General features: G+C 34.9%; 14 protein-coding genes. 8 read left to right on the plus strand and 6 right to left on the minus strand.

Annotated features, from left to right (window positions below; genetic code table 11):
- Nucleotides 1–25: 25 nt before the first annotated feature.
- Nucleotides 26–3,280 (plus strand): CHAT domain-containing protein, encoded by a 3,255-nt coding sequence (locus ACFSJT_RS06970; RefSeq protein WP_378319503.1) that lies wholly within the window; start codon nucleotides 26–28, stop codon nucleotides 3,278–3,280.
- A 702-nt stretch (nucleotides 3,281–3,982) separates the two neighbouring features.
- Entirely contained in the window at nucleotides 3,983–5,014 is a 1,032-nt protein-coding gene (locus tag ACFSJT_RS06975) for an aldo/keto reductase (protein ID WP_378319504.1), read from the plus strand.
- 1 nt (nucleotide 5,015) lies between these two features.
- On the opposite strand, the gene radA is transcribed toward ACFSJT_RS06975, so the two are convergent.
- The 5 genes from radA to panC all read right to left on the minus strand — a co-directional run bounded on the left by radA (nucleotide 5,016) and on the right by panC (nucleotide 10,039).
- On the minus strand, nucleotides 5,016–6,383 hold the full coding sequence (radA, locus tag ACFSJT_RS06980; RefSeq protein ID WP_378319505.1) for a DNA repair protein RadA: 1,368 nt from the start codon (nucleotides 6,381–6,383) through the stop codon (nucleotides 5,016–5,018).
- Nucleotides 6,384–6,655: 272 nt separating this feature from the next.
- Nucleotides 6,656–7,801 (minus strand): alpha/beta hydrolase, encoded by a 1,146-nt coding sequence (locus tag ACFSJT_RS06985; protein ID WP_378319506.1) that lies wholly within the window; start codon nucleotides 7,799–7,801, stop codon nucleotides 6,656–6,658.
- A 55-nt stretch (nucleotides 7,802–7,856) separates the two neighbouring features.
- Complete coding sequence (locus tag ACFSJT_RS06990; protein WP_378319507.1) at nucleotides 7,857–8,816, minus strand: lysylphosphatidylglycerol synthase transmembrane domain-containing protein; 960 nt, start codon at nucleotides 8,814–8,816, stop codon at nucleotides 7,857–7,859.
- A 4-nt stretch (nucleotides 8,817–8,820) separates the two neighbouring features.
- Entirely contained in the window at nucleotides 8,821–9,171 is a 351-nt protein-coding gene (gene panD / locus ACFSJT_RS06995) for an aspartate 1-decarboxylase (protein ID WP_324181540.1), read from the minus strand.
- A 19-nt stretch (nucleotides 9,172–9,190) separates the two neighbouring features.
- Nucleotides 9,191–10,039 (minus strand): pantoate--beta-alanine ligase, encoded by an 849-nt coding sequence (panC, locus tag ACFSJT_RS07000; RefSeq protein ID WP_378319508.1) that lies wholly within the window; start codon nucleotides 10,037–10,039, stop codon nucleotides 9,191–9,193.
- Nucleotides 10,040–10,151: 112 nt separating this feature from the next.
- On the opposite strand from panC, the gene ACFSJT_RS07005 reads away from it, so the two are divergent.
- The 6 genes from ACFSJT_RS07005 to ACFSJT_RS07030 all read left to right on the plus strand — a co-directional run bounded on the left by ACFSJT_RS07005 (nucleotide 10,152) and on the right by ACFSJT_RS07030 (nucleotide 22,408).
- A complete protein-coding gene (locus tag ACFSJT_RS07005) occupies nucleotides 10,152–10,961 on the plus strand; it encodes a glycogen/starch synthase (protein WP_378319509.1) in 810 nt (269 codons plus the stop codon).
- 16 nt (nucleotides 10,962–10,977) lie between these two features.
- Entirely contained in the window at nucleotides 10,978–12,693 is a 1,716-nt protein-coding gene (locus tag ACFSJT_RS07010) for a DUF4270 domain-containing protein (RefSeq protein ID WP_378319510.1), read from the plus strand.
- A gap of 27 nt (nucleotides 12,694–12,720) precedes the next feature.
- Entirely contained in the window at nucleotides 12,721–14,568 is a 1,848-nt protein-coding gene (glmS, locus tag ACFSJT_RS07015) for a glutamine--fructose-6-phosphate transaminase (isomerizing) (RefSeq protein ID WP_378319511.1), read from the plus strand.
- Between the two features lie 468 nt (nucleotides 14,569–15,036).
- Nucleotides 15,037–17,799, plus strand: coding sequence for a TonB-dependent receptor (locus ACFSJT_RS07020; protein WP_378319512.1), 2,763 nt, complete (start codon nucleotides 15,037–15,039; stop codon nucleotides 17,797–17,799).
- Nucleotides 17,800–18,023: 224 nt separating this feature from the next.
- Nucleotides 18,024–20,792: a TonB-dependent receptor gene (locus tag ACFSJT_RS07025; protein WP_378319513.1), complete on the plus strand. Its 2,769-nt coding sequence runs from the start codon at nucleotides 18,024–18,026 to the stop codon at nucleotides 20,790–20,792.
- Nucleotides 20,793–20,818: 26 nt separating this feature from the next.
- Nucleotides 20,819–22,408: a G-D-S-L family lipolytic protein gene (locus tag ACFSJT_RS07030; protein ID WP_378319514.1), complete on the plus strand. Its 1,590-nt coding sequence runs from the start codon at nucleotides 20,819–20,821 to the stop codon at nucleotides 22,406–22,408.
- A gap of 65 nt (nucleotides 22,409–22,473) precedes the next feature.
- Here the strand turns inward: ACFSJT_RS07030 and ACFSJT_RS07035 are convergent, their stop codons facing one another.
- Nucleotides 22,474–23,736 carry a sterol desaturase family protein gene (locus ACFSJT_RS07035; protein ID WP_378319515.1) on the minus strand — a complete coding sequence of 421 codons (1,263 nt, stop codon included), beginning with the start codon at nucleotides 23,734–23,736 and terminating at the stop codon, nucleotides 22,474–22,476.
- Nucleotides 23,737–23,886 lie beyond the last annotated feature (150 nt).

Consider the following 23,886-nt stretch of genomic DNA (forward strand, 5'->3'; position numbering starts at 1 on the left):
TAAGTATAGACCTTACTCTTAAATTATGAGATTTGCACCATCTATTTTTGTAATTGTATGCATTACTATTCCATTTTTCAATGCTCAAGCACAAACAGCAAAGGATACTTTACTAGCCTGGCAATATTATCAAAAGGCAGATTCGTTGTTAACTGCTAGAAAACACGATAGCTCCATTAAGCTTTTCTCAAAAGCTCTGCCTGTTTATAAAAAAGCAAAAGCATGGGAGAGGGTGGCTAGTTGTTATAACAAGATTTCTGAAAATCAGTGGAGAAATAGAAAACTTAAAGAATCATTATTCAATGCGAAAAAGGCAATGGAAATTAATTCTAAATATATTGGCCAAAATACTGCTGAAGAGGCAAATGCCTATTATAATTTAGGAAACTACCATGATCAAGCTTTTAATTTTGATAATGCACTAAATAATTATAAAAAATCACTTGAAATTCGATTAAAATTATATTCGGAAAATCATTTGATCTTTACAACATTATATAATAGTATTGGTATAATTTATGCCAAAAAAAGAGATCCTAACAAGGCTTTAGAGTATTTCCAAAAAGCTTTATTCATTACCATGGAAGTTTTAGGTAAATATCATCCAAAAGTTGCTAATTTTCATAATAATATCGGATTGATCTATAGTGACATTGGTAAATATGATCTTGCTATTGAAAATTACAAACAAAGTATTGAAATCAAAATTAATAAGTTTGGGAAAGAACATAAAAGTGTAATCAGTAGTTATGTAAATATTGGAAATGCTTATTTGAATAGGTTAGAAGTCAATAAGGCTTTAGGATATTATGAAGAAGCATTGAGGCTAAGCATAGTAAATGAAAATCAATTGTACGCTTCCAAATCATATGAAAACATAGGGACCTTGTATAATGAAACTTATGCCTTTGATAAAGCATTGGAGTATTATAAAAAGGCTTTAGATAATTATCAAAGATTATTCGGAGACACCCATCCCTCTATCGCAGAACTATATAATAAGATCGGCATTACATATAAAAACAAAGAAAACTATGTTAAAGCGTTAGAATATCTAAAAAGAGGAATTGAAATAAATGAAAAGCTCTTTCATGAAGATCATCCCATATTAATTAAGAATTACCATAATGCAGGAATTGTTTATCATAAAATGAAATTATATGACGAAGCGCTGGAGTACTACCAAAAAGGGTTAAATATAATCTTAAATACTTATGGAGAGAAAAGTTCTTTTGCGGCACACTCGTACAATAATTTTGGTAAAACGTATGAAGAAATAGAAGATTACGCTACAGCTTTAGAATATTTTATAAAATCTCAAAATACTTATAAAAATTCTTTAGGAAAAAATAACCCTAAACTTTCTACCACTTATAATTATACAGCATTTGCTTATTCAAAAAGTGGAGAGTTTTATAATGCTTTACAACATTATCAAAAAGCGCTTATTGTTAATTCGAAACAAAAAGAAAAAAATACTGCTAATAACAGCTTTGACCCCAATGAATTCTTCAGTTTAAAGGAATTACTAATAAGTTTAGAGGGGAAAGCAAAAATTTTTAAAGACTTATATGATGAAAAAAAGGATAAGAATAACCTTGAAGAATCTATTGTTATCTACAATAATGCTGATTTAGTAATAAATTCAATTAGACAGTCCTTAAATAATTATAGAGACAAAGTAACATTTGTCGAAAATTCTAAAAAAATATATCAAGGTACTATCGAAGCTCATATATTTTTACATCAATTAGAAAATAATTCCACATCATTAGATAAAGCGTTTTATTATGCTGAAAAAAGTAAAGCCAATGTCCTAAAAGAACAACTAAACACCTTTTCAGCGAAAAGTTTTGCACAATTACCCAAAGAAATAATAAGTTTAGAACAAAATCTGAAAACAGATAAAGCTTTCTACCAATCACAATTACTTTCAGAAGTATCTAAAAAACGGAATAAGGATTCTTTAAAAATAAAACAATACGAAAACCAACTCTTTGACCTTAGTAGAAAACAAGATTCATTGACCAACGTTCTAGAAAAAGAGTACCCTAAATATTACCAGCTCAAATATCAAAATGACGTGGTTTCAGTTTCTGATATTCAAGATAATTTGGATAATACCACTACTTTGGTAGAGTTTTTTACAACCGATAGCATTACCTATGCGTTTACGATTACTAAAAACAAACTAGCTGTAAAACCATTGTCAACTCCTAATCTTCAGCAGGATATAGAACAGTTTCGAAAAGATATTAGTAATAAAGACCTGAGTTCCTTCAAAAACCAGTCAAATCAATTATACCAAAAGTTGATATCCCCAATAAAGAATGAATTAGTTGGTGATCAATTGATCATCGTACCCGATGGCCCTTTATGGCATCTCAACTTTGATCTATTGCTTACGCGACAAACAGATACTAAGAACCCTAAAGATTTGCCTTATTTACTTAGACATTACACCGTGAGCTATGCCAATTCTGCTACCCTGCTATTCAATTCATTTCAAAATCAAAAACGATCAGGCGTGGCACGAGAATGTTTGGCCTTTTCCTTTTCAGACAGTACTAATATCGCAGAAACCAAAATGATGAGTTTAGCTACTTTACGAGATGCGGGAGATGATCTGCCCGGAACTCGTAAAGAAATCAAAGCAATTTCTGATATAATAGACGGGCAGTATTATTATGGTTCTCAGGCAATCGAAGCTAACTTCAAAAATAATGCTGATAAGTACAATATTTTGCATTTGGCTCTTCATGGCGAAGTAGATCATGAACATCCTGAAAACTCAAGGTTATTTTTTACAAAAAGTAAAGATACCCTAGAAGATAGCTTTTTATATACCCATGAATTATTTGCCTTAAATATTCCGGCAGAACTTACCGTATTAAGTGCATGCAATACAGGAAGCGGTAAAATAGCCAAAGGCGAAGGGATCATGAGCTTAGGAAACGCCTTTCAATATGCAGGAGCCAAGAGTTTGCTATTAACGGGGTGGGAAGTTTCAGACCAAACTACACCAGATTTGATGAAATATTTCTACAGTAATCTCAAAGAAGGAATGAACAAAGCTAAAGCGTTACAACAAGCCAAACTACAATATTTAAGTACGGCCAATATTAATCGTACGCATCCTTTCTACTGGGGAGGTTTTTACTTGGTGGGAGATCCTGCTCCAATACATTTTGATAATCCCACATGGCAGTACTGGACAATAGGATTAGGACTTCTTGGGCTACTGTTCTTAATTTTGTTTTGGTATCGAAAGAAAGCGTAGTATTCTATTTATGTTTGATTTTATATCTTGATGAGTAATTCAAATACTGCTCAAATTTTTAAAAGCTGGTTAGAAGCTTTTTTGCTGTAACAAAGTATCGCTATCGCTATCTGAAATTAGCCAAAAAATCAACTTCCCTCACTCAAAACTTCCATTCCCTCATTACATATTTCATAGCATATCCTTTAACCTTACTTTTATCATGTACCTATAAAACTGAAAAGGATGAACATGTTAATGAAATTTTAGGTTGGTTAGTTGTTTGAAACGGACATGGCAATGGGGTAGCTATGTCCGTTATTTTTGATTAATAGCGTTAATTTTTTATAACCTGAAACACAAAAAGAGCCTCTGGTAGAAGCTCTTTTCGGTTAAATAGGGTAAAGTCAGTCGTACCCCTATTTATTAAATCACACCAATCCTCGTCTAGCATAGAGTATATGGTTTACTTACTATTAGTATAGATAGAAATAATCATTCCATAGAGGTGGTTTTTAATAAGTATCTGTTTATCAATTAATTGAATAATTTTATGCTATGCTATTTTCTTTGTAACTGTAGATAAATCATTCTGGATTGTAGAGATTATACACATTTCTTGGTGCACAATTGCGATTTATTATGATAATTTTTGCAAAGATTTAGAAGGATAGTTTCTACTTTTGAAACCGTTAACCCACTAAAAACCCAGAGTTCAAAAATATGAAGTATACTACCCTACCCAACACCAATATCAAAGTAAGCAAAATATGTCTGGGGACCATGACCTGGGGAGAACAAAATACTGAAGCAGAAGGGCACCAACAATTAGATTATGCGACAACACAAGGCATAAATTTTATTGATACGGCAGAGCTATATTCGGTTCCTGCTAACAAGGATACTCAGGGAAGTACTGAGAAAATTATAGGGACCTGGCTTAAAAAATCAGGAAAACGAGATGAGGTAGTGATAGCAACAAAAATTGTTGGGCCTCGCGACTTTGTAAAACATATTCGTACAGGTGGATTTACTAAAGCAGAATTTACAGATGCGATTAACAAAAGTTTGCAGCGATTGCAAACAGATTATATTGATCTATATCAACTCCATTGGCCAGAGCGTAACACCAATTTCTTTGGTGTGCGGGGATATCAACATGATGAAGCTGAAAAATGGAACGATAATTTTGCTGAGGTGCTAAGGTACCTTCAGGATTTTATAAAAGAAGGAAAGATCAGACAAATTGGGGTGTCTAATGAGACTGCTTACGGTGTAATGCGTTATACTGAAGAAGCGCGAAAAGGTGCGCCCAAAATGATTACTATACAAAATCCATATAATTTGCTGAACCGAAAAGATGAGGTTGGACTTACTGAAGTACTGCATCGCGAAAATGTAGGTCATTTACCGTATTCTCCACTGGGTTTTGGACAGCTTACGGGTAAATACCTTGACGATGCTCCAAAAAATGCGAGAGTCACTTTGTTCCCTCAATTTGCGAGATATCATAATGAGAATTCATTTAAAGCCACAAGAGCCTATAACGAAATTGCCAAAAAACATGGGATTAGTTTAACTCAAATGGCACTGGCCTTTGTAAATGATCGTCCGTTTGTGACTAGCAACATTATTGGTGCTACAAGCCTGGAACAGCTTACAGAGAATATCGACAGTATTCATCTTACACTTTCTGATGAGGTTCTAAAAGAGATTGAAGCTGTACACGAGGGTAATCCTAATCCAGCGCCATAAATTATCCAAAGAGATACTCCACAACATCTTCAATTTTGGCAACGAGCTGAATTTTGATTTGAGTGTTTTGAAGTGATATCTTATTATATTTTGAAACAAAGATGGTAGAGAACCCTAGTTTCTCTGCCTCTTGTATGCGTTGTTCTACCTTGGTTACGGGACGAATCTCACCGGCAAGTCCAACTTCTGCTGCAAAACAATAATCTTTTGGTATCGGGATATCTTCGCTAGAGGACAATATAGCAGCCACCACAGCAAGATCGATTGCTGGATCATCTACTGATATTCCCCCGGTAATGTTTAGAAAAACATCCTTTGCTCCTAGCCTGAAACCTGCTCTCTTTTCAAGAACTGCCAGGATCATGTTAAGACGCTTAAGATTGTATCCTGTGGCACTACGTTGTGGTGTGCCATAAACCGCAGTACTTACTAATGCTTGTATTTCTATCATTAGAGGCCGCATACCTTCAAGAGTCGAAGCTATTGCAGTACCGCTTAATTCTTCCTCTTTTTTAGAGATTAAGATCTCGCTGGGGTTATTCACTTCTCGTAGTCCACTCCCTTGCATCTCATAAATACCCAGTTCAGAAGTCGAGCCAAATCGATTTTTTAAAGCACGCAAGATTCGATATACATGATTACGATCACCCTCAAATTGCAAAACAGTATCTACCATGTGTTCCAAAATTTTGGGCCCGGCGATATTACCGTCTTTGGTGATATGACCAATGAGAATTACGGGAGTAGCAGTTTCTTTGGCAAACTTGATTAATTCTGTAGTACATTCTCTAATCTGGGAGATGCTTCCTGCACTGCTCTCGATATAATCGCTGTGTAAGGTTTGTATAGAATCTATAATGACAATATCAGGTGCTGTTGCTTCAATTTGCCTGAAGATGTTTTGAGTCTTGGTTTCAGTAAGGATAAAGCAATTATCAGTTTTTGATTGTATACGTTCTGCCCTCATTTTGATTTGCTTCTGACTTTCCTCTCCTGAAACATATAATGTTTTGTAAGGTAATTTCAAGCTGATCTGAAGCAGCAGTGTGCTTTTACCAATACCCGGCTCGCCGCCCAATAAAGTGAGAGAACCAGGAACTAATCCACCACCTAGTACTCTATTGAGTTCTCTATCGTCGGTATTATATCTGGCTTCCTGACTGGTATCAATCTCTGATATTCGTAAAGGTTTGGCAGTTTTTCTTGTTTTTGCAGTAGATGATGCACTTTTCCAATCACTTTTTTCGGCTTTTTGAACCACTTCTTCTGCGATCGTATTCCATTCTTTACACGATGTACATTGTCCTTGCCACTTGGCATATTGAGCTCCACAGTTCTGACAGAAAAAAACGGTTTTAGTTTTGGCCATAGATATAACGATGAGGGGTAAAAATACTATTATTTAGCTTAAGTTGCTAGTTACTTTTTTGTAAGCATTTTGGATTCCTTCTCCAAGGGGAAGAAGGCTAGGATGAGAGGATTTCTACATTAAAACCTTCACCTTAATCCTCTTCCCAAAGGGATAGGAAACTCTAATTCTGATAGCAAGGATGACCAATTAACTTAGGTTATTTAGAATAATAAGATGTATAAAAAAAGACCCTTAGGAAGGATCTTTTATATTCTTGGTTTTGAGAACGCTTACCAGCCAAAATCTTCTTTGATTTTATTTACCTTATCAAGCATATAATCTTTGGTTAAAAAAGCAACTTCAGCAAGTTGAAAACCATTTTCGTATGATCTCATAGCTTTTTTGGGTTCTCCCGTTTGCTCATAGAACATTGCAAGATAGTAATGTCCCAACATGGTGTCAGGATATTCTTTAATAGCCAGTTTCCCTAATGGCTCTAATTCTTCCCATCTTTCATTTTTTTCTATTGCTGTAGATACTGCTATAAAATCATTAACTCGTATTTGTCTTTTTATACCATATAATTTTTCAGTGGTACGATACATATCCACCAAATAGTCGTAGGTTGATGTCTCCAAAGGTAATAGCACTTCTTTATATGTTTTTTTGCTTATTGGTCGGTACATTTCGAACATAGCTTCAAGAGCTTTAGGAATTCCTCTTCCCACCAGGGTATAATGAGAAGATTCATCAAAATCATCAAAGAAATAGTGAATATTAGGATTATCTACAGCTTGCATTTTTTCATTGAGCTCCCTAACCTGCTTCTTAATACCTTCGGCATCATTGGTTGCAGTAGCAAGATAATACCAAATGTCTGAAGAAGAAGCTAATTTGCTAGTAATACGATCTGCCATAGGAGGCGCTAATTCTGGACTCAAACAAATATACCCTTGAAAAATAGGATTATCCTTAAATAAAAAATAATTTATAAAGTTAGCTGTGTAATCATGACCAACGATAATTTTTAATTGTGCCGTGCGATAAGTCTGATTAAGATAAGGAACGAGTTCCTGACCAATGAATTCGAAAAACTCTGCACCCTTTAGGGTAGGTAAAAATTCTGCACTATCATACTCACCATCGCCTTCTCTCGTTTTTCTTTGGTTTATTCCAACAACAATAGATTCTGGCATGTCTTCCCAATAAGAGAAGTAATCAACATTTCCTGCAACGGGTTCGAATAAATAATCCCCATCTAATACAATGATTAATGGATATGTTTTCTTTTGATTTTTCTTATAATTACGAGGCAGTTGAATTTTTAATTCTCTGCTTTGATCTAATTTTATAGATCTGAAGGACTCATAGATTACCTGACTGTAAGAAGAGACAACAAAAATACAAGCTATTAAAAGAGTTATACTTTTTTTCATAAGTAATTAGGATTACGGTTAAGCAAGGGACAATATATAAATTATTTCCTTATTTCTATCTGTTTACAATCGGCAGAAACAAAAAGGATAACGCACCAACAATAATATTTATTGCGGTTTGCGACCCCCATAAGATCCATCCAAAAGCTTCACCGGCTGGTTTTTCAACATCGAACAATAATAAAATAGCTGCTATTGCTATTGGAAATGCCCCTATACCACCATTGGTGGTAGACATAGCAATTGATCCGGCTATAAATGTTGCCAGAATCGGTCCGATGGTAAGTGATGCTGTTTCCGGAACAGTAAACTTAACAACATAAAACATTCCAACATATAGCGTCCAGATGAGTAAAGTGTGAAAAACAAAAGCTCCTTTCTGTTTTATTTTAGAAATACTTTTAATTCCTTCTAAAATGCCATATCCAAAATCACGTATTTTAATTAAAAACGAATTTTGCGTAGTTTTTAAAATCTTTAAGAAGATAATTCCTAATAAAATTAAAACTATAAAAGCTACAAGAATAATAAATTTACCTGCAATTTTCTCTTCTAGATAGAAAAATAGGTCTTTTGATTGAAAGAGTAAGGTAATGCCGATAATAAGTAAAAGCATTACCAGGTCTATCACTCTTTCTGATATAATGGTGCCAAAAGCCTTTTTAAACGGTATGTTTTCATAAGTTGATATCGTTCCTCCACGAAGAATTTCTCCTGATCTTGGAATCCCTAAATTCGCTAAATATCCAACCATAACGGCCATAAAACTATTTGATAGTTTCGCAGAGTATCCTATTGGCTGCAATAAAAAATTCCATCTGTAAGCTCTGGAGAGGTGCGATAAAATTCCCATGATCAAGGATAGAATAATCCATTTTGGATCTGCTTGTGAAATATATTCAAGGGTTTTTTGTCGCTCTTCTGGAGTGGCAGATGCTATAGAATACCAAATTAAAAAAACTCCCAACGCAAGCGGGAGTATTATTTTTAAAATTTTGACAAGCCTAGGGTTCACACTTCTACTTTAATAAGTTGTTTTCCTCATTAGGGAAGAGGAGTTTTGGTTTAAAGTTTTTAGCAGCTTCAATATCCATCATGGCATAAGTAATTAGAATGAGGACATCTCCTTTTGCTACTTTTCTTGCTGCAGCGCCATTTAGAGTGATTTCACCACTATTTCTCGGACCAGGAATCGCATATGTTTCTAATCTTTCTCCGTTATTATTATTAACGATCTGTACTTTTTCTCCTTCAATGATATTGGCAGCGTCCATTAAATCTTCGTCGATAGTTATGCTACCTATATAATTTAGGTCTGCTCCGGTCACTTTTACGCGATGAATTTTTGATTTTACTACGTGTACAAACATGTTACAAAGTTAGTTATTTTTAGTTTAGGGCAATGTTATCAATAAGTCTTATTTTACCTGCAAATACTGCAATAAATGCTCGATATTTAGTGTCTTTTTGTTTTCGCTTTACAGATTTCAAGTCAGATATCTTGGCAATTTCGAAATATTCCAATTTTAAGATTTCATTATTTTTAAATTGTTCTGAAACCCATTCGTTTAATTCTATAACACTTTTTGTGCCAAATTTCTTCTTAACTTGACTTAAAGTATTGTAGATCAAAGGAGAAGCTTCTAGTTGTTCTTTGTCAAGTCTTTTGTTTCTTGAGCTTAATGCCAGTCCGCTTTCTTCTCTAAAGATAGGACAACCGATCACCTGTACTGACATTTTTTCAATTTCTACCAGTTTTTTAACAATCTGCAATTGCTGAAAATCCTTCTCTCCGAAATAAGCTTTGGTTGGAGAAACGATATCAAACAAATGTTTTAATACAGTTCCTACTCCATTAAAATGACCTGGTCTGAACTTACCTTCCATTTCATTTTCCAGTCCTTCAAAATTGTAATTTGTAGATTGCATTTTATCTCCATAAACTTCTTTTGGTGTAGGTGTGAACACAATAATATTAGTCGACACTTGGGATAAAAGCGTGATGTCAGATTCTAAAGTGCGCGGGTAATTTACTAAATCTTCAGAATTGTTAAACTGTGTAGGATTAATAAAGATACTCACGATTACTTCTTCATTTTCTTTTACAGCACGCTCTACCAATGCAATATGCCCCTGGTGCAAAGCTCCCATGGTGGGTACAAAACCAATGGTTTTTTGCTCTTTTAAAAGAGTTGCAACATTAGAGACTATGTCTCGTCTTTTTTCGTATACATGCATTGGTCTAAAACTTAAAGGGGTGCAAAAATAAGATATTACTGGCAGACTGCATAAATTTTCGTAATTTTGCAAAATTAATTCCAAAAAGGAGGACGATAAAAGTATCGATTATATGAAAGATAAGAGGATATTGTATGTATCATCAGAAGTAATACCTTACCTGCCAGAGACCGAAATCTCATCTATGTCTTTTGAAGCACCAAGAATGGTGAATAGCAAAGGCGGTCAAATTAGAATTTTTATGCCTAGATATGGCAATATTAATGAAAGAAGGCATCAGTTGCACGAAGTGATTCGCTTGTCGGGGATGAACCTAGTTATTAACGATTTAGATATGCCACTTATTATTAAGGTAGCTTCGATCCCAAAAGAACGTATGCAGGTATATTTTATAGATAATGAGGATTACTTTAAGAGAAAAGCGACATTGACAGATGAGGATGGAAATTTATTTCCTGATAATGATGAACGAGCGATATTTTTTGCCAAAGGCGTTATTGAAACTGTGAAAAAATTGAATTGGTCGCCAGATGTAATTCATGTTCATGGTTGGTTAGCTTCTCTTTTGCCATTGTATCTAAAAAACTATTATGCTAATGAGCCGCTTTTTGGTCATAGCAAGATTGTTACTTCGGTATATGATCATGGATATGAAGGAACGCTCGATAGTAAAATGATGGAAAAAGTAAAGTTTGATGGGATTGATGAAGGTAAAATTAGTGATTTGGCTTCCCCAACCTACAGTAATGTCATGAAGGTGGCAATAGATAACTCTGATGCTATTATTGTGGGATCAGAAAACATTCCTGACGAGCTTACAGAGCATTTAAAAACTATAGATCAACCAGTATTAGAATATAAAAAACCAGATGAATTTGCGGATGCCTATGAGGCCTTTTATCAAACAGAGGTACTGGTGTAAGCAGAACTAATTATTTATGAAATTGATGAACATTTTGACTAAAATAACAACTTTGGTAGTTGTTATTTTTACTTTCTTGTCCTGTGACGATGATTTTAACTCGGTTGGTAGTGAGATTATAGGAGATGTTAATTTTCGAGACAGTCTTTACACATCTGTACCGGTTGCTTATAGTAAAAGGCTTGAAAGAGTCCAAACCAATAGCTTGATTAGCGGTTCGCAAGGTAATCAACTCGCTTTTCATGCTAATTTGCTTGGTGTTTATAACGATCCAGTATATGGGCAATCTGTATATAGCATTTTATCCCAGTTACAACCAGAGCGATTTGATCCTGATTTTGGTGACAATGCAGTTTTGGACAGTGTAGTTCTTAGTATACCTTATATTAGTCGACCTACGGAGAGAGAAACTGTAGAAGTAAGACTTGAAGATGCGTCTACAATCACAGAAACTGCAACTACCTATGAAATTGATTCGATTTACCAAACCCCACAGCCTTACAGATTATCAATATATCAGTCGAATTATTTTTTGAGAGATTTTGATCCTTCTACAACAGAAAGACAAGCATATTATTCTGATGATATAGAAAATTTTGGGGCTCAAGTTGAAGAAACCCTTTTATATACAGAAGAAAATTTTCTCCCATCAGCCGAAGAATTAATTCTTACAACTCCAGATGGAAACGACGCAAACAGTGCTAGGGACAGAACTAGAGTTTCCCCAAGATTTAGAGTACTATTTTCAGACGTATTCAATAAAGAAATTAAGGATAAATTTAAGGAATTATTTTTTGACAAAGAAGGAAGTATAGAACTAAGTAATGCAAGTAATTTTAATAATTATTTTAGAGGTATTTACTTCAAAGCAGAACCTTTAAACAATACAGGAAATTTGCTCTACCTCAACATCAGAGAGGCCAGATTAACATTGCATTATAGTTATGATAAACAGGATATTACAGATGAAAATGAAGATGGAAATACAGACGATTTAATAAGGGATCAAGAAGAATGGTCTTTGGCATTTACTGGTAATGTAATAAATTCTATAAAGTTAGATGTTAATCCAATTATTGCTGAAGAATTAAAAATAGAAAATCAAAATCAAGTTAATGGAGAAGATAATTTATATTTAAAAGGAGGAGCCGGATCTTATGCTGTACTTGATTTGTTTAGGAACTCTATTGTAAATGAAAACGGAGAAGAAGAAAATGAACTTGACTTTATAAAAAGACAAAATTGGTTGATTAATGATGTAAATCTTAAATTTTATGTCGATCAAGATCAGATTTCTTCTGGAGCTGCAGAACCTGAAAGGATTTACATATTTAATGTCGAAACTGGAGAAGTTCTATCTGATTATCAATTAGATACAAGTTTTCAATTATTAAATAGCGCTGATCCAATTAACTCAATACTCAGTCATTTAGGAAGAATCACTAGAGATTCAGATGATGCGGGAGAATTCTATAGAATAAGAATAACACAACATATAATCGATCTTCTTAATGGAGATATAGGCAATATAAAATTAGGAGTGTCTGTTTCTCAAAATGTTAACATAACAACAAATGCTCTTGGAGATACTTCAGTTACTAATGATGAGATTATCCCTACCTCATCAATAATTTCGCATGAAGGGACAATTCTTTATGGAAATTTACCAAGTGTTCCCGAATCAAAGCGATTAAAACTTGAGATTTTTTATACAGAATCAAAAGACAACTAATTAATAAACGTACATAAAACTATAGCGATGTGTGGAATAGTAGGATATATAGGGCATAGGGAAGCTTATCCAATTGTCTTAAAAGGATTAAAAAGATTAGAATACAGAGGGTATGATTCTGCAGGGATTGCTCTTTATGATGGAACTGATATCAAATTATCTAAAACCAAAGGTAAAGTTGCAGATCTTGAAGAACGATTACTTAATGAAATTCCTACTAATGGAAATATAGGTATAGGACATACAAGATGGGCTACCCACGGGATTCCTAACGATGTGAATTCTCACCCACATTATTCAAATTCTGGAAATCTGGTTATTATACACAATGGAATCATTGAGAATTATGAATCTCTTAGAAAAGAATTGCTTAAAAGAGGATATACGTTTACTTCTGAAACAGATACCGAAGTATTGGTAAATTTGATTGAAGACGTAAAGAACAAAGAGAATGTTAAGCTTGGAAAAGCAGTTCAAATAGCCCTCAACCAGACTATTGGAGCATATGCAATTGCAGTTTTTGATAAAGAAAAACCAGATGAGATTGTAGTCGCCAGATTGGGAAGTCCTTTGGCTATAGGTGTTGGTGAAGATGAATTCTTTGTAGCTTCAGATGCTTCTCCTTTTCTAGAGTATACTAACAATGCAATTTATCTGGAAGATGGCGAGATGGCAATCGTAAGAAGAAATAAAGGGGTCAAAGTAAGGAAGATAAAAGATGACAAATTAGTTGATCCATATGTTCAAGAACTGCAAATTAATTTGGAACAAATAGAAAAAGGAGGATACGATCATTTTATGCTCAAAGAGATATATGAACAACCTAGTGCTATAAGTGATACTTTTAGAGGAAGAATGAGAGTTTCTGACGGAATCATTAAGATGGCAGGGATTGATGATAATTTGGCTAAACTTCTTAATGCGAAAAGAATTATTATCATAGCATGTGGTACCTCATGGCACGCAGGTCTGGTAGCAGAATATATTTTTGAAGAATTGGTTCGTTTGCCTGTTGAAGTAGAATACGCGTCAGAATTTAGGTATAGAAACCCGGTAATCCACCAGGATGATGTGGTAATCGCCATATCGCAAAGTGGTGAGACAGCAGATACAATGGCCGCTATTAAATTAGCTAAAGAAAAAGGAGCTTTTGTTTTTGGTGTGTGTAATGTTGTTGGTTCTTCTATTTCAAGAGAGACACATGCTGGTGCATATACCCATGCTGGACCTGAGATTGGAGTGGCTTCTACCAAGGCATTTACAACACAGATTACCATCCTTTCTCTTATTGCACTTAAACTGGCAGAACGAAAAGGGACTATATCCAATAGTGACTTTCATTACTACTTACAGGAGCTTGAAAGAATTCCGGAAAAAGTAAAAGTAGCATTAGAATCTGATAATCATATTAAGCATATAGCTGATACCTATAAGAATGCGAGAAATTTTCTCTATTTAGGTAGGGGATATAACTTTCCGGTTGCGCTAGAGGGTGCATTAAAACTTAAGGAGATTTCTTATATTCATGCAGAGGGATATCCCGCTGCAGAGATGAAGCATGGGCCAATAGCCTTAATTGATGATCAAATGCCAGTTGTTGTTATTGCTACAAAAAAGGGTCATTATGACAAAGTAGTAAGTAATATTCAGGAAATCAAATCGAGAAAAGGAAAAATTATAGGAATAGTTACTGAAGGAGATTCTACGGTAAAAGAATTAGCAGATCATGTTATAGAAATACCAGAAACTGAGGAATTCTTGACGCCGTTGCTCACGACAATACCATTACAATTATTGTCTTATCATATTGCAGTAATGCTAGATAAAAATGTAGATCAGCCTAGAAATTTAGCCAAGTCTGTAACAGTAGAGTAATGATATAATTTTTTCCTTATAAGAGTAAAAGACCATTTTTTAAAATGGTCTTTTTTATTGCTTTTTTAAACATAAAGTATTCAGGAATGAACCCTTTATAAAAATATGGGAACACTTATCCAATCAAATCTAAAAAATTTTTAAAAGATCTTCACGTTTTCTAATTGTTCCTCTGAAAATGACTCTTTTTTTTGATATGAATAACGTTATTGAGAGTTTACTTTTTTTAATTTTTTATAAATAACTCTTTCCTCTTCAGATATAATGGCCGAAGAAACTCATAATTTAGGATTTTTTTAAGTTTATTAACAATTTTTCACAAAAATATCATCGCCGAAAAACAATTTTCACCCGACAAAAAGCATTTTTTTCTTTTTTGTCTAACAAAAAAGTTTACTTTTGCGTCCCAAATTAAATTTTCCTATGTGTGCATAGGAAAAAAACAACTTAATTATAAATTAACTACTTATGAAAAAAATTACGCTAATTTTAATGCTTCTGATAAGTACCATTAGCATCGCACAAAATGTAATCGACGGTAGGGTAATTGATGGTTTCGATCAACCAATTCCTGGTGTTAGTATTACAGTAAAAGGAACCTCTACTTCAACCATTTCAGATTTTGATGGAAACTTCTCCTTAACCACCGATAAGGATTATCCCTTTACTCTAGAGGCAAGCAGTATCGGTTTTGACAGCACTACATTTGTAGTTACATCAGAGACAAAAGATATCACAATTATCTTAGAGGATATCACCTTTCTTGATGAACTGGTAATTTCTGCCTCGAGAGCACCAGAAAGATTATTCGAATCACCTGTTAGTATTGAACGTTTTGGTATTAAAGAAATTAAAAATACTCCTGCAGCAGATTTTTATGGAGGTCTTGAAACTTTAAAAGGAGTCGATATCAATACCAATAGTTTGACCTTAAAATCTATAAACACAAGGGGTTTTGCTACGTTTGCTAATACTCGTTTTGTACAATTGATTGATGGTATGGATAATACCGCTCCAGCGTTGAATTTTGTTTTAGGAAATCTTGTTGGTCTTAGTGAGTTAGATGTGCAAAGTGTAGAACTTCTACCAGGAGCTTCTTCTGCATTATACGGTGCGAACGCCTTTAATGGTATTTTGTTTATGAACAGCAAAAGTCCGTTTGATTATCAAGGAATCAGTGCTTATGCCAAAGGAGGGATTACATCTCAAGAAGCAGCTGGGGATAACGAATTTTATGATGTTGGTATAAGAATGGCTCATGCTTTTTCTGATAAATTTGCAGCAAAAGCTAATTTCTCTTTCTTAAGAGGTACGGATTGGTTGGCTGCAGATCAGCGAGATTTATCGAATCCTGGCGCAACTAGAGACTCTGACCCTGGATATAATGGATTAAATGTCTATGGGGATGTGGTGGCTCAAACCTTAGATAGAGTTGGTGCTCAATTAGCGACAAATATTAATCCAGAGACAGGACAACCGTTTTTAACTCCTGCACAAGCTAGTTTATTGCCAAACACATTGGTAAGTAGGACTGGATATGCCGAAGCAGATCTTGTTGATAATAGAGCAGAAAGTTTAAAATTTGATGCATCATTACATTACAGGCCTTTTGAAAATGATTTTGAGATCATTTTGAATAGCAAATTAGGAAGAGGTACTACGCTTACACAAGATGCAAACAGAACTTCTTTAAGAAACTTCTTTTTACAGCAGCATAAACTAGAAATAAAAAACGATAATTTTTTCGTAAGAGGATACGTAACAGCAGAGGATGCCGGAGATTCTTATGATATACGATTTACGGGTATCAATGTTAATAGGGCTTGGAAAAGTGACAACCAATGGTTTGCTGAATACGCTGGAGCCTACCTAACAGCATTCGGACAAACTGGATCTGAGGAACAATCTCACATAGTAGCAAGACAAGTTGCAGATACAGGTAGATTAATTCCTGGTACTCCAGAATTCGAACAGGCATTTAATGCTGTAACCAGTAATCCTGATCTTGCAGAAGGGTCTAAATTTACAGATAAATCAGAATTCAGGCATGCTGATGCAAATTATAACTTCAGCCATTTAACAGGAAATTTTGCAGATATCCAGGTAGGTGGATCTTTTAGAGAATATGAGTTAAATTCTTCAGGAACTATATTTACAGATTTTGATGGCCCAATTACATATTCTGAATATGGAGTTTATTCTCAAGTTCAAAAGAAATTATTAGATGATAGATTAAAAATAACAGGATCTGTACGTTATGACAAATCACAGTTATTTGATGGTAACTTCTCTCCACGATTTTCTGTAGGATATACTTTGGGAGCAAATAGAAATCGTAATGTTCGTGCTTCTATACAAACAGGATTTAGAAACCCTACCACACAAGACTTATATATAGGTTTAGATGTGGGAGCAAATGCTTTAATTGGTTCTGCTCCTGATAACCTTGATAGATATGTAATAACAGACCCATCAGGTAATACAATTACAGGTAGAGATGCTTATGAGAATTCATATTCTGCTCGTTCTGTGGCTGAAGGTAATCCAACAGTGGCAAATATTGATATCGTAAAACCAGAGAAAATTACTGCTTACGAAATAGGATACCGTGCACAATTTGGTTCTGTTATTTTAGATGGTAGTATATATTATAACCAATACGAAGACTTTATTGCTAACGAAGAAGTAATCGTTCCGGGAGAAGGTAATGTAAATGGTACGCCTGCAGAACAACAGCTAGCTAGAGAAGCTGCTCAAGATATTCAAAGAAGAAAAATCTTTACGGCTTCTACAAACTCTGATGTTGATATCAACTCTTATGGTTTTGTAGGTGGCATTACAGCCCAAGTAAAAGGTTTTGATCTTGGCGTAAACTATACTTTTGCAGAGCAAGATTTTGATCAAGAGAAAGACCCAGATTTTAGAAGTAACTTCAACACACCAAAACATAAGGTAAAAGTTACTATTGGTAAGAACGATTTATTTAAAAACTTTGGATTCAATGCCAATGCAATATGGAGCGATGACTATTTATGGGAATCAGATTTTGGTACAGGAGAGATTCCTTCATATACAGTGATTAATGCACAGATTAATTATACGATTCCCGCCCTAAAATCTAGATTGCAAATAGGAGCAAACAATATTACAGGAGATGAATACTATACTGCAATTGGTTCTGGTTTTATTGGTGCTCAATATTATGTAGGATTGACGATAAATAACCTTTAGAAAAGATAGTATTACTTAAGAAAAGTAAATTTATATTAAAAAACTCATCTGATTTTTTTCAGATGAGTTTTTAGTTTTTTTAGGATTAAGAATTAGCGCAAAGTAATTTTACAGATAGTGCAAATAAAAGTTTTTTTCAAAGAAATAAACAAAGCTTTAACGATTTTATTAAAAAATTCCTAAAAAAACGTATATTGTTCTTGTAACTATAAAATTTCAGGGGTATGAGAACAATTACTTTAGCAATAATGCTGATGTTAAGCATCGTTGCTACTGCGCAAACAACAATTAAGGGAACGGTCTTAGACGACAATGATCAACCGATCCCCGGGGCTAATATTAAACTTCAGGGTTCGGCTGTAGGTACAGTAACAGATTTTGATGGATTCTTTACACTTACCGTAGAACAATCTCCGCCTTTTACTATAATAGTAAGTAGCGTAGGTTTTGAAGAAAACTCTACTGTGATTACTTCACAATCTCAAGAGGTGACAATTACACTTAAGGAAGGTACAGAACTGGATGAGGTAATTATTTCTGCTTCCAGAACACCAGAAAGAATATTTGAATCTCCTGTAAGCGTAGAGCGTTTTGGTATTAAAGAGATCAAAAATACACCTGCAGCAGACTTTTATGATGGACTTGAAAACTTAAAAGGTGTTGATATTAATACCAATAGTTTAACATTTAAATCCATTAACACAAGAGGATTTGCCACTTTTGCAAATACACGTTTTGTGCAATTGGTTGACGGAATGGATAATACAGCGCCTGCTCTTAATTTTGTACTAGGGAATCTAATCGGTATGACAGAGCTTGATGTAAATAGTGTGGAACTTTTACCAGGAGCTTCCTCGGCATTATATGGGGCTAATGCATTTAACGGGATTCTTTTTATGACTAGTAAGAATCCGTTCGATTACCAAGGTATAAGTGGGTACTTTAAAGGAGGAATTACTTCCCAGGATGCAGCGGGAGATAATGAATTTTATGATTATGGAGTTCGAGTAGCACATGCATTTTCAGATAAGTTTGCTGCCAAAGCCAATTTCTCATATTTAAGAGGTACAGATTGGTTTGCCACAAGTACGGTGAATGTTTTGAATCCTGGTACAGACAGAAGCGATCCCAATTACGACGGGCTTAATATATATGGTGATGAAGTAAGTACTAATATTAGAGGGGTTGGTGAGATCCTGGTAGATAGAGGGATTTTACCCGCAGGAGCAGAAAACCTGTTACCCGATGCAAATGTGAGTAGAACAGGCTATAATGAAGAGGACCTAAATGCTTATAATGCAGAAAGTGTAAAATTTGATGCTGCAATGCATTACAGGCCATTTGCGGATGATCTAGAAATAATTTACCATGGAAAGATTGGTAGAGGAACTACCATATACCAGGGAGCCAATAGATATTCTCTTCGTAATTTTTTCTTGCAACAGCATAAAATAGAGGTAAAAAACAATAATTTCTTTATAAGAGGATACATTACAGATGAGAGTTCGGGGGATTCTTATGACACACGGTTTACAGGAATCAATATCAATAGATCATGGAAGGATGATCAAACCTGGTTTGGCGAATATGCAGGTACTTTTGTTCAAGCTACCCTCGCTGGGCAATCGCCAGAAGATGCGCATGCTTTGGCAAGGCAAGTGGCAGATACTGGTCGCTTGATTCCGGGAACGCCAGAGTTTCAACAGGCATTTAATACTGTAACCAGTGATTCTGATTTAACCACAGGATCAAAATTTCAAGATGCTACCCAATTGAGACATGCAGACGTAAATTACAATTTCAGTCATATTACTAGCGATTTTGCTGATATTCAAGTAGGAGGCTCCTTTAGAGAATATAAGCTCAATTCTTCAGGGACTATTTTTACAGATTTTGATGGTCCGATTCGGTATTCAGAATTTGGAGTGTATACACAAATTCAGAAAAAATTTGCAGATGAGAGGGCAAAAGTAACTGGATCTATACGTTATGACAAGTCAGAGCTATTTGATGGAAATTTTTCTCCGAGATTATCTATAGGGTATACTTTGGGTGAAGAAAGAAACCATAATGTTCGTGCTTCTGTGCAGACTGGATTTAGAAATCCAACAACCCAAGATCTTTATATTGGATTGAACGTGGGTAGAGCAATTCTTGTTGGTTCTGCAGAAGATAATCTGGATCGTGATGTTAGAACTTTTAGTGATACCGAAATTAGTGGTGCCGGTCAGGCTATTTTAGGTTCGGATAGTGTGGATATTGTGGGTAGATCTGCTTATGAAAATTCTTTTTCTGCCTCTTCAGTTCGTGAAGGTAATCCGGTGCAGTCAAATGCAGCACCTGTAGAACCTGAAAAAGTTATTGCTTTCGAATTAGGATATCGAGGTAAAGTAGATCGATTTGTAATTGACATAAGTGGTTACTTCAATCAGTATAGTGATTTTATTTCTACACAAAACGTACTAGTACCATTTTATGGAGAAGTTGGAGATGGAAGTTTGTCTCTTCTGGCATTACAGAATGATGATTTTGAAGTTTACCAAGCGTATACAAACTCTGCTGCAGACATAAAATCGTTGGGTGCTACTATCGGAGTGAATACTACTTTGCCAGGAGATTTTGATTTGGGTGTCAATTATACATATGCTGAACTAGACTTGGACGAGGAACGAGATCCGGATTTTAGAACCGAGTTTAATACCCCAGAACATAAAGTAAAAGCAACATTTGGACATACTAATTTGTTTAAGAATTTTGGATTTAATACTAGTTATCGTTGGAGTGATGCCTATTTCTGGGAAGCTTCTTTTGGAGATGGCGATGTTCCATCATTTTCTGTAATCGATGCCCAGATCAATTATAGAATTCCTAAACTGAAAACTACACTAAAAGCAGGAGGTACAAATATTGGTGGAGATGAATATTTCACGGCTTTTGGAACTGGTTTTATAGGATCCCAATACTATATCGGAATTTCTATAAATAATTTATAAAGAACACTTATATTAAAAAATAACATATGAATACTCAATATAAATGGCTACTTTTCCTTTTGATTTTTGCATTTATCGCCTGTGAATCAGATGACGATGCCCCAGTTGAAGAAGAAGTAACAATAACTTCTGGTGAGGCTGATTTCTCAACATTTGTGTCTCTTGGAAACTCATTAACTGCAGGGTTTACTGATGGTGCTTTGTTCATTGCCGGACAAGAAAACTCATTACCCAACATTATGGCAAGTCAATTTGCATTGGTTGGTGGTGGAGAGTTTGTACAACCGCTCATGAATGATAATATTGGCGGAGCAACTTTAGGAGGAAATGTTGTTCTTAGTCCAAGACTCTATTTTTATAGTGACCCTGATCCTGCACCACCTAATTTATCGGGGCCAAGATTATTAGGAACTACTCCTGAAGATAATACTCCCGCTGTACCAACTACAGAGATTACAACCTCAGTAACAGGGTCAATAAATAACTGGGGAGTTCCCGGTGCCAAAAGCTTTCATCTGGTAGCTCCTGGATACGGCAATGTGGCAGGGTTAAGTACAATGCCACAAACCGCTAATCCCTATTATGTAAGAATCGCTTCGGGTGCAACATCAACTGTTTTAGGAGATGCAATGGCTCAAGATCCAACGTTCTTCTCGCTATGGATTGGTAATAATGATGTTTTAGGTTATGCATTATCAGGAGGAGATGGAAGTGATCCAATAACCGATGAAACGACTTTTACACAAGTGTATAATACATTAATCACAACCTTAACTTCTCAAGACGCAAAAGGGGTGGTGTTTAACATTCCGGATGTAACATCAATTGCACACTTTACGACAGTTCCTTTTGCACCTTTAGATCCAACAAATCCTGGTTTCGGACCATTGATCCCGACATTAAATGCTCAGTTTGCCGGATTAAATCAGGTTTTTGTAGCTTTAGGAGTTCCAGAGAGATCTATTGAATTTGCCATAGATGCTGCGAGTCCGGTAGTGATAAAAGACGAATCATTAACCAATCTTTCCGCTGAAATTACCGGAGCTTTACAGGCAAATGGAGTTGATGCAGGTACTGCGGCCGTTACAGGATTTTTATACGGTCAGGCCAGACCTGCTAATGCAAGTGATCTGTTAGTGCTTCCTAGTTCTTCGATTATTGGTCAGGTAAATACAGAAGCTATAGCAACTCTAATGGGATTAGGACTTTCTCAAGAACAAGCAGGACAATTAGCTGTGAATGGGGTTACGTATCCTTTGGAAGATAAATGGGTTCTTTTGCCCAGTGAACAACAAGAAATAGCAACAGCAACTACTGCATTTAATGCTGTTATAAGTTCAGCAGTTCAAGAAGCTGGCCTGGCATTTGTAGATGCTAATGCTCTCTTAAATCAGGTTTCTGATTCTAAAAATGGATTGTCATTTGATGAATTTCAATTACAAGGTAATTTAGTATTTGGAGGATTGTTCTCTCTTGATGGAGTACATCCAACAGCACGTGGATATGCTTTCTTAGCTAACCAAGCAGCAGTAGCTATTAATACTACTTATGGTTCTAATCTGCCTATGGTTAAAGCAGTAGATTATCCTACTTTTTATTCAACAATGCTTCCGTAAATATTTTATAAAATTAATAAGCCGTCTAAGATAATAGTACTTAGACGGTTTTTTTATGCGATTTTCTAGGCAGATAAAAGTGCATACTTCCTTTCAAGGAATTGAAAATAGAAAGACAACCCCAGAGAGATTACCAGATAAATCACTATAAGATAAGTGGCACTATCAAACAAGGAATCCATACCAAACCATCCATTGTTGTTGATTATAAGGAATATTCCAAATGCAATTTTGATCACTTCAGCATATACAGCAATAATATGTCGATCCATAAGTGCTGTATACCCAAAAATTGTAATAGCCAAGAAAATAGAATAATTAATGATTTGAGTAAACTCCAAATCACCAAAACTAATTAACATATAATATAGCAAAGCCAAGGTAACAGTTAATTGTATCCAAGACCATATCTTTAAAAATAGGGAACTCTCGGTTCTATATTTCTCCCGGTTATAAGGATCGGTTATGATTTGTATGGGGTACTTTTCTTTTACATCATCAGGTCTCCAACCTGTTGGCATATACCAAATTCGTATTTTGTCCCACCACTTTTTGGTTCTCCAGGCATCTTTTAAGATTCCCCAGGCATGCATAAAATTAATATAAAACGGATTCCAGGTGTTTACCGGCTTTTTAACACCATACACAGGAGGTTTGTTTGGTAATTCTTCTTGAAAGGTTCCAAAAAACTTATCCCAAAATATGAAAATCTGAGCGTAATTTTTGTCCAAATACTCATCATTAATGGCATGATGTACTCTATGATGAGAAGGAGTGACAATGATGTGTTCTAAAACCCCCATTTTATCAATTAATCGGGTGTGGTACCAGAACTGCGCAAATAAATGTATAGGAGCCACTAAAGCAATAACTTTTGCCGGCACACCTAATAGCGCTAAAGGAATGTAAAGAAAGAAGTAAATAGAAATAATAGCCGAAATACTCTGACGCAGCGCACAAGCAAGATTAAATTCTTCACTACTATGATGTATGATATGCCTATTCCAGAATAAGTTTATGGTATGATTAAAACGATGAGACCAATATCCTGCAAAATCTAATCCTACAAAGGCCAAAATATATACCAGGGCAGATGATTGTATTTTTACTAAAGCGATATGGCTTACCATCCAGTCATAACTAATAATAATTAGGGCTAACCCAGTTAGACTTCTTAAAGTGTCTGTAATGCCAGAACTTAAACTCGAAATCGTATCCATAGCTTCATTAACAGAAATTCTTTTCCATTTACTCACCAAATACTCAAGTAAGATGAGAACTATAAAACCAGGTATAGCATAACTTAATGCGGTGGCATACGTTTCCATAAAACTAACTTTTAAACAAAATAAGTACAATCATTTTGTAGGAAAAGTACGATTTATTACACTCACAATCAAAAAAACCAGTACTAAATCTATTCTTTTCGAGGTGAAAAATGCTAGGATTTTCCAGCTTCAGAAAAACAAAATAAAAGG

Origin of the sequence: Aquimarina celericrescens (assembly GCF_042682765.1) — a bacterium.
Classification (GTDB): domain Bacteria; phylum Bacteroidota; class Bacteroidia; order Flavobacteriales; family Flavobacteriaceae; genus Aquimarina; species Aquimarina celericrescens.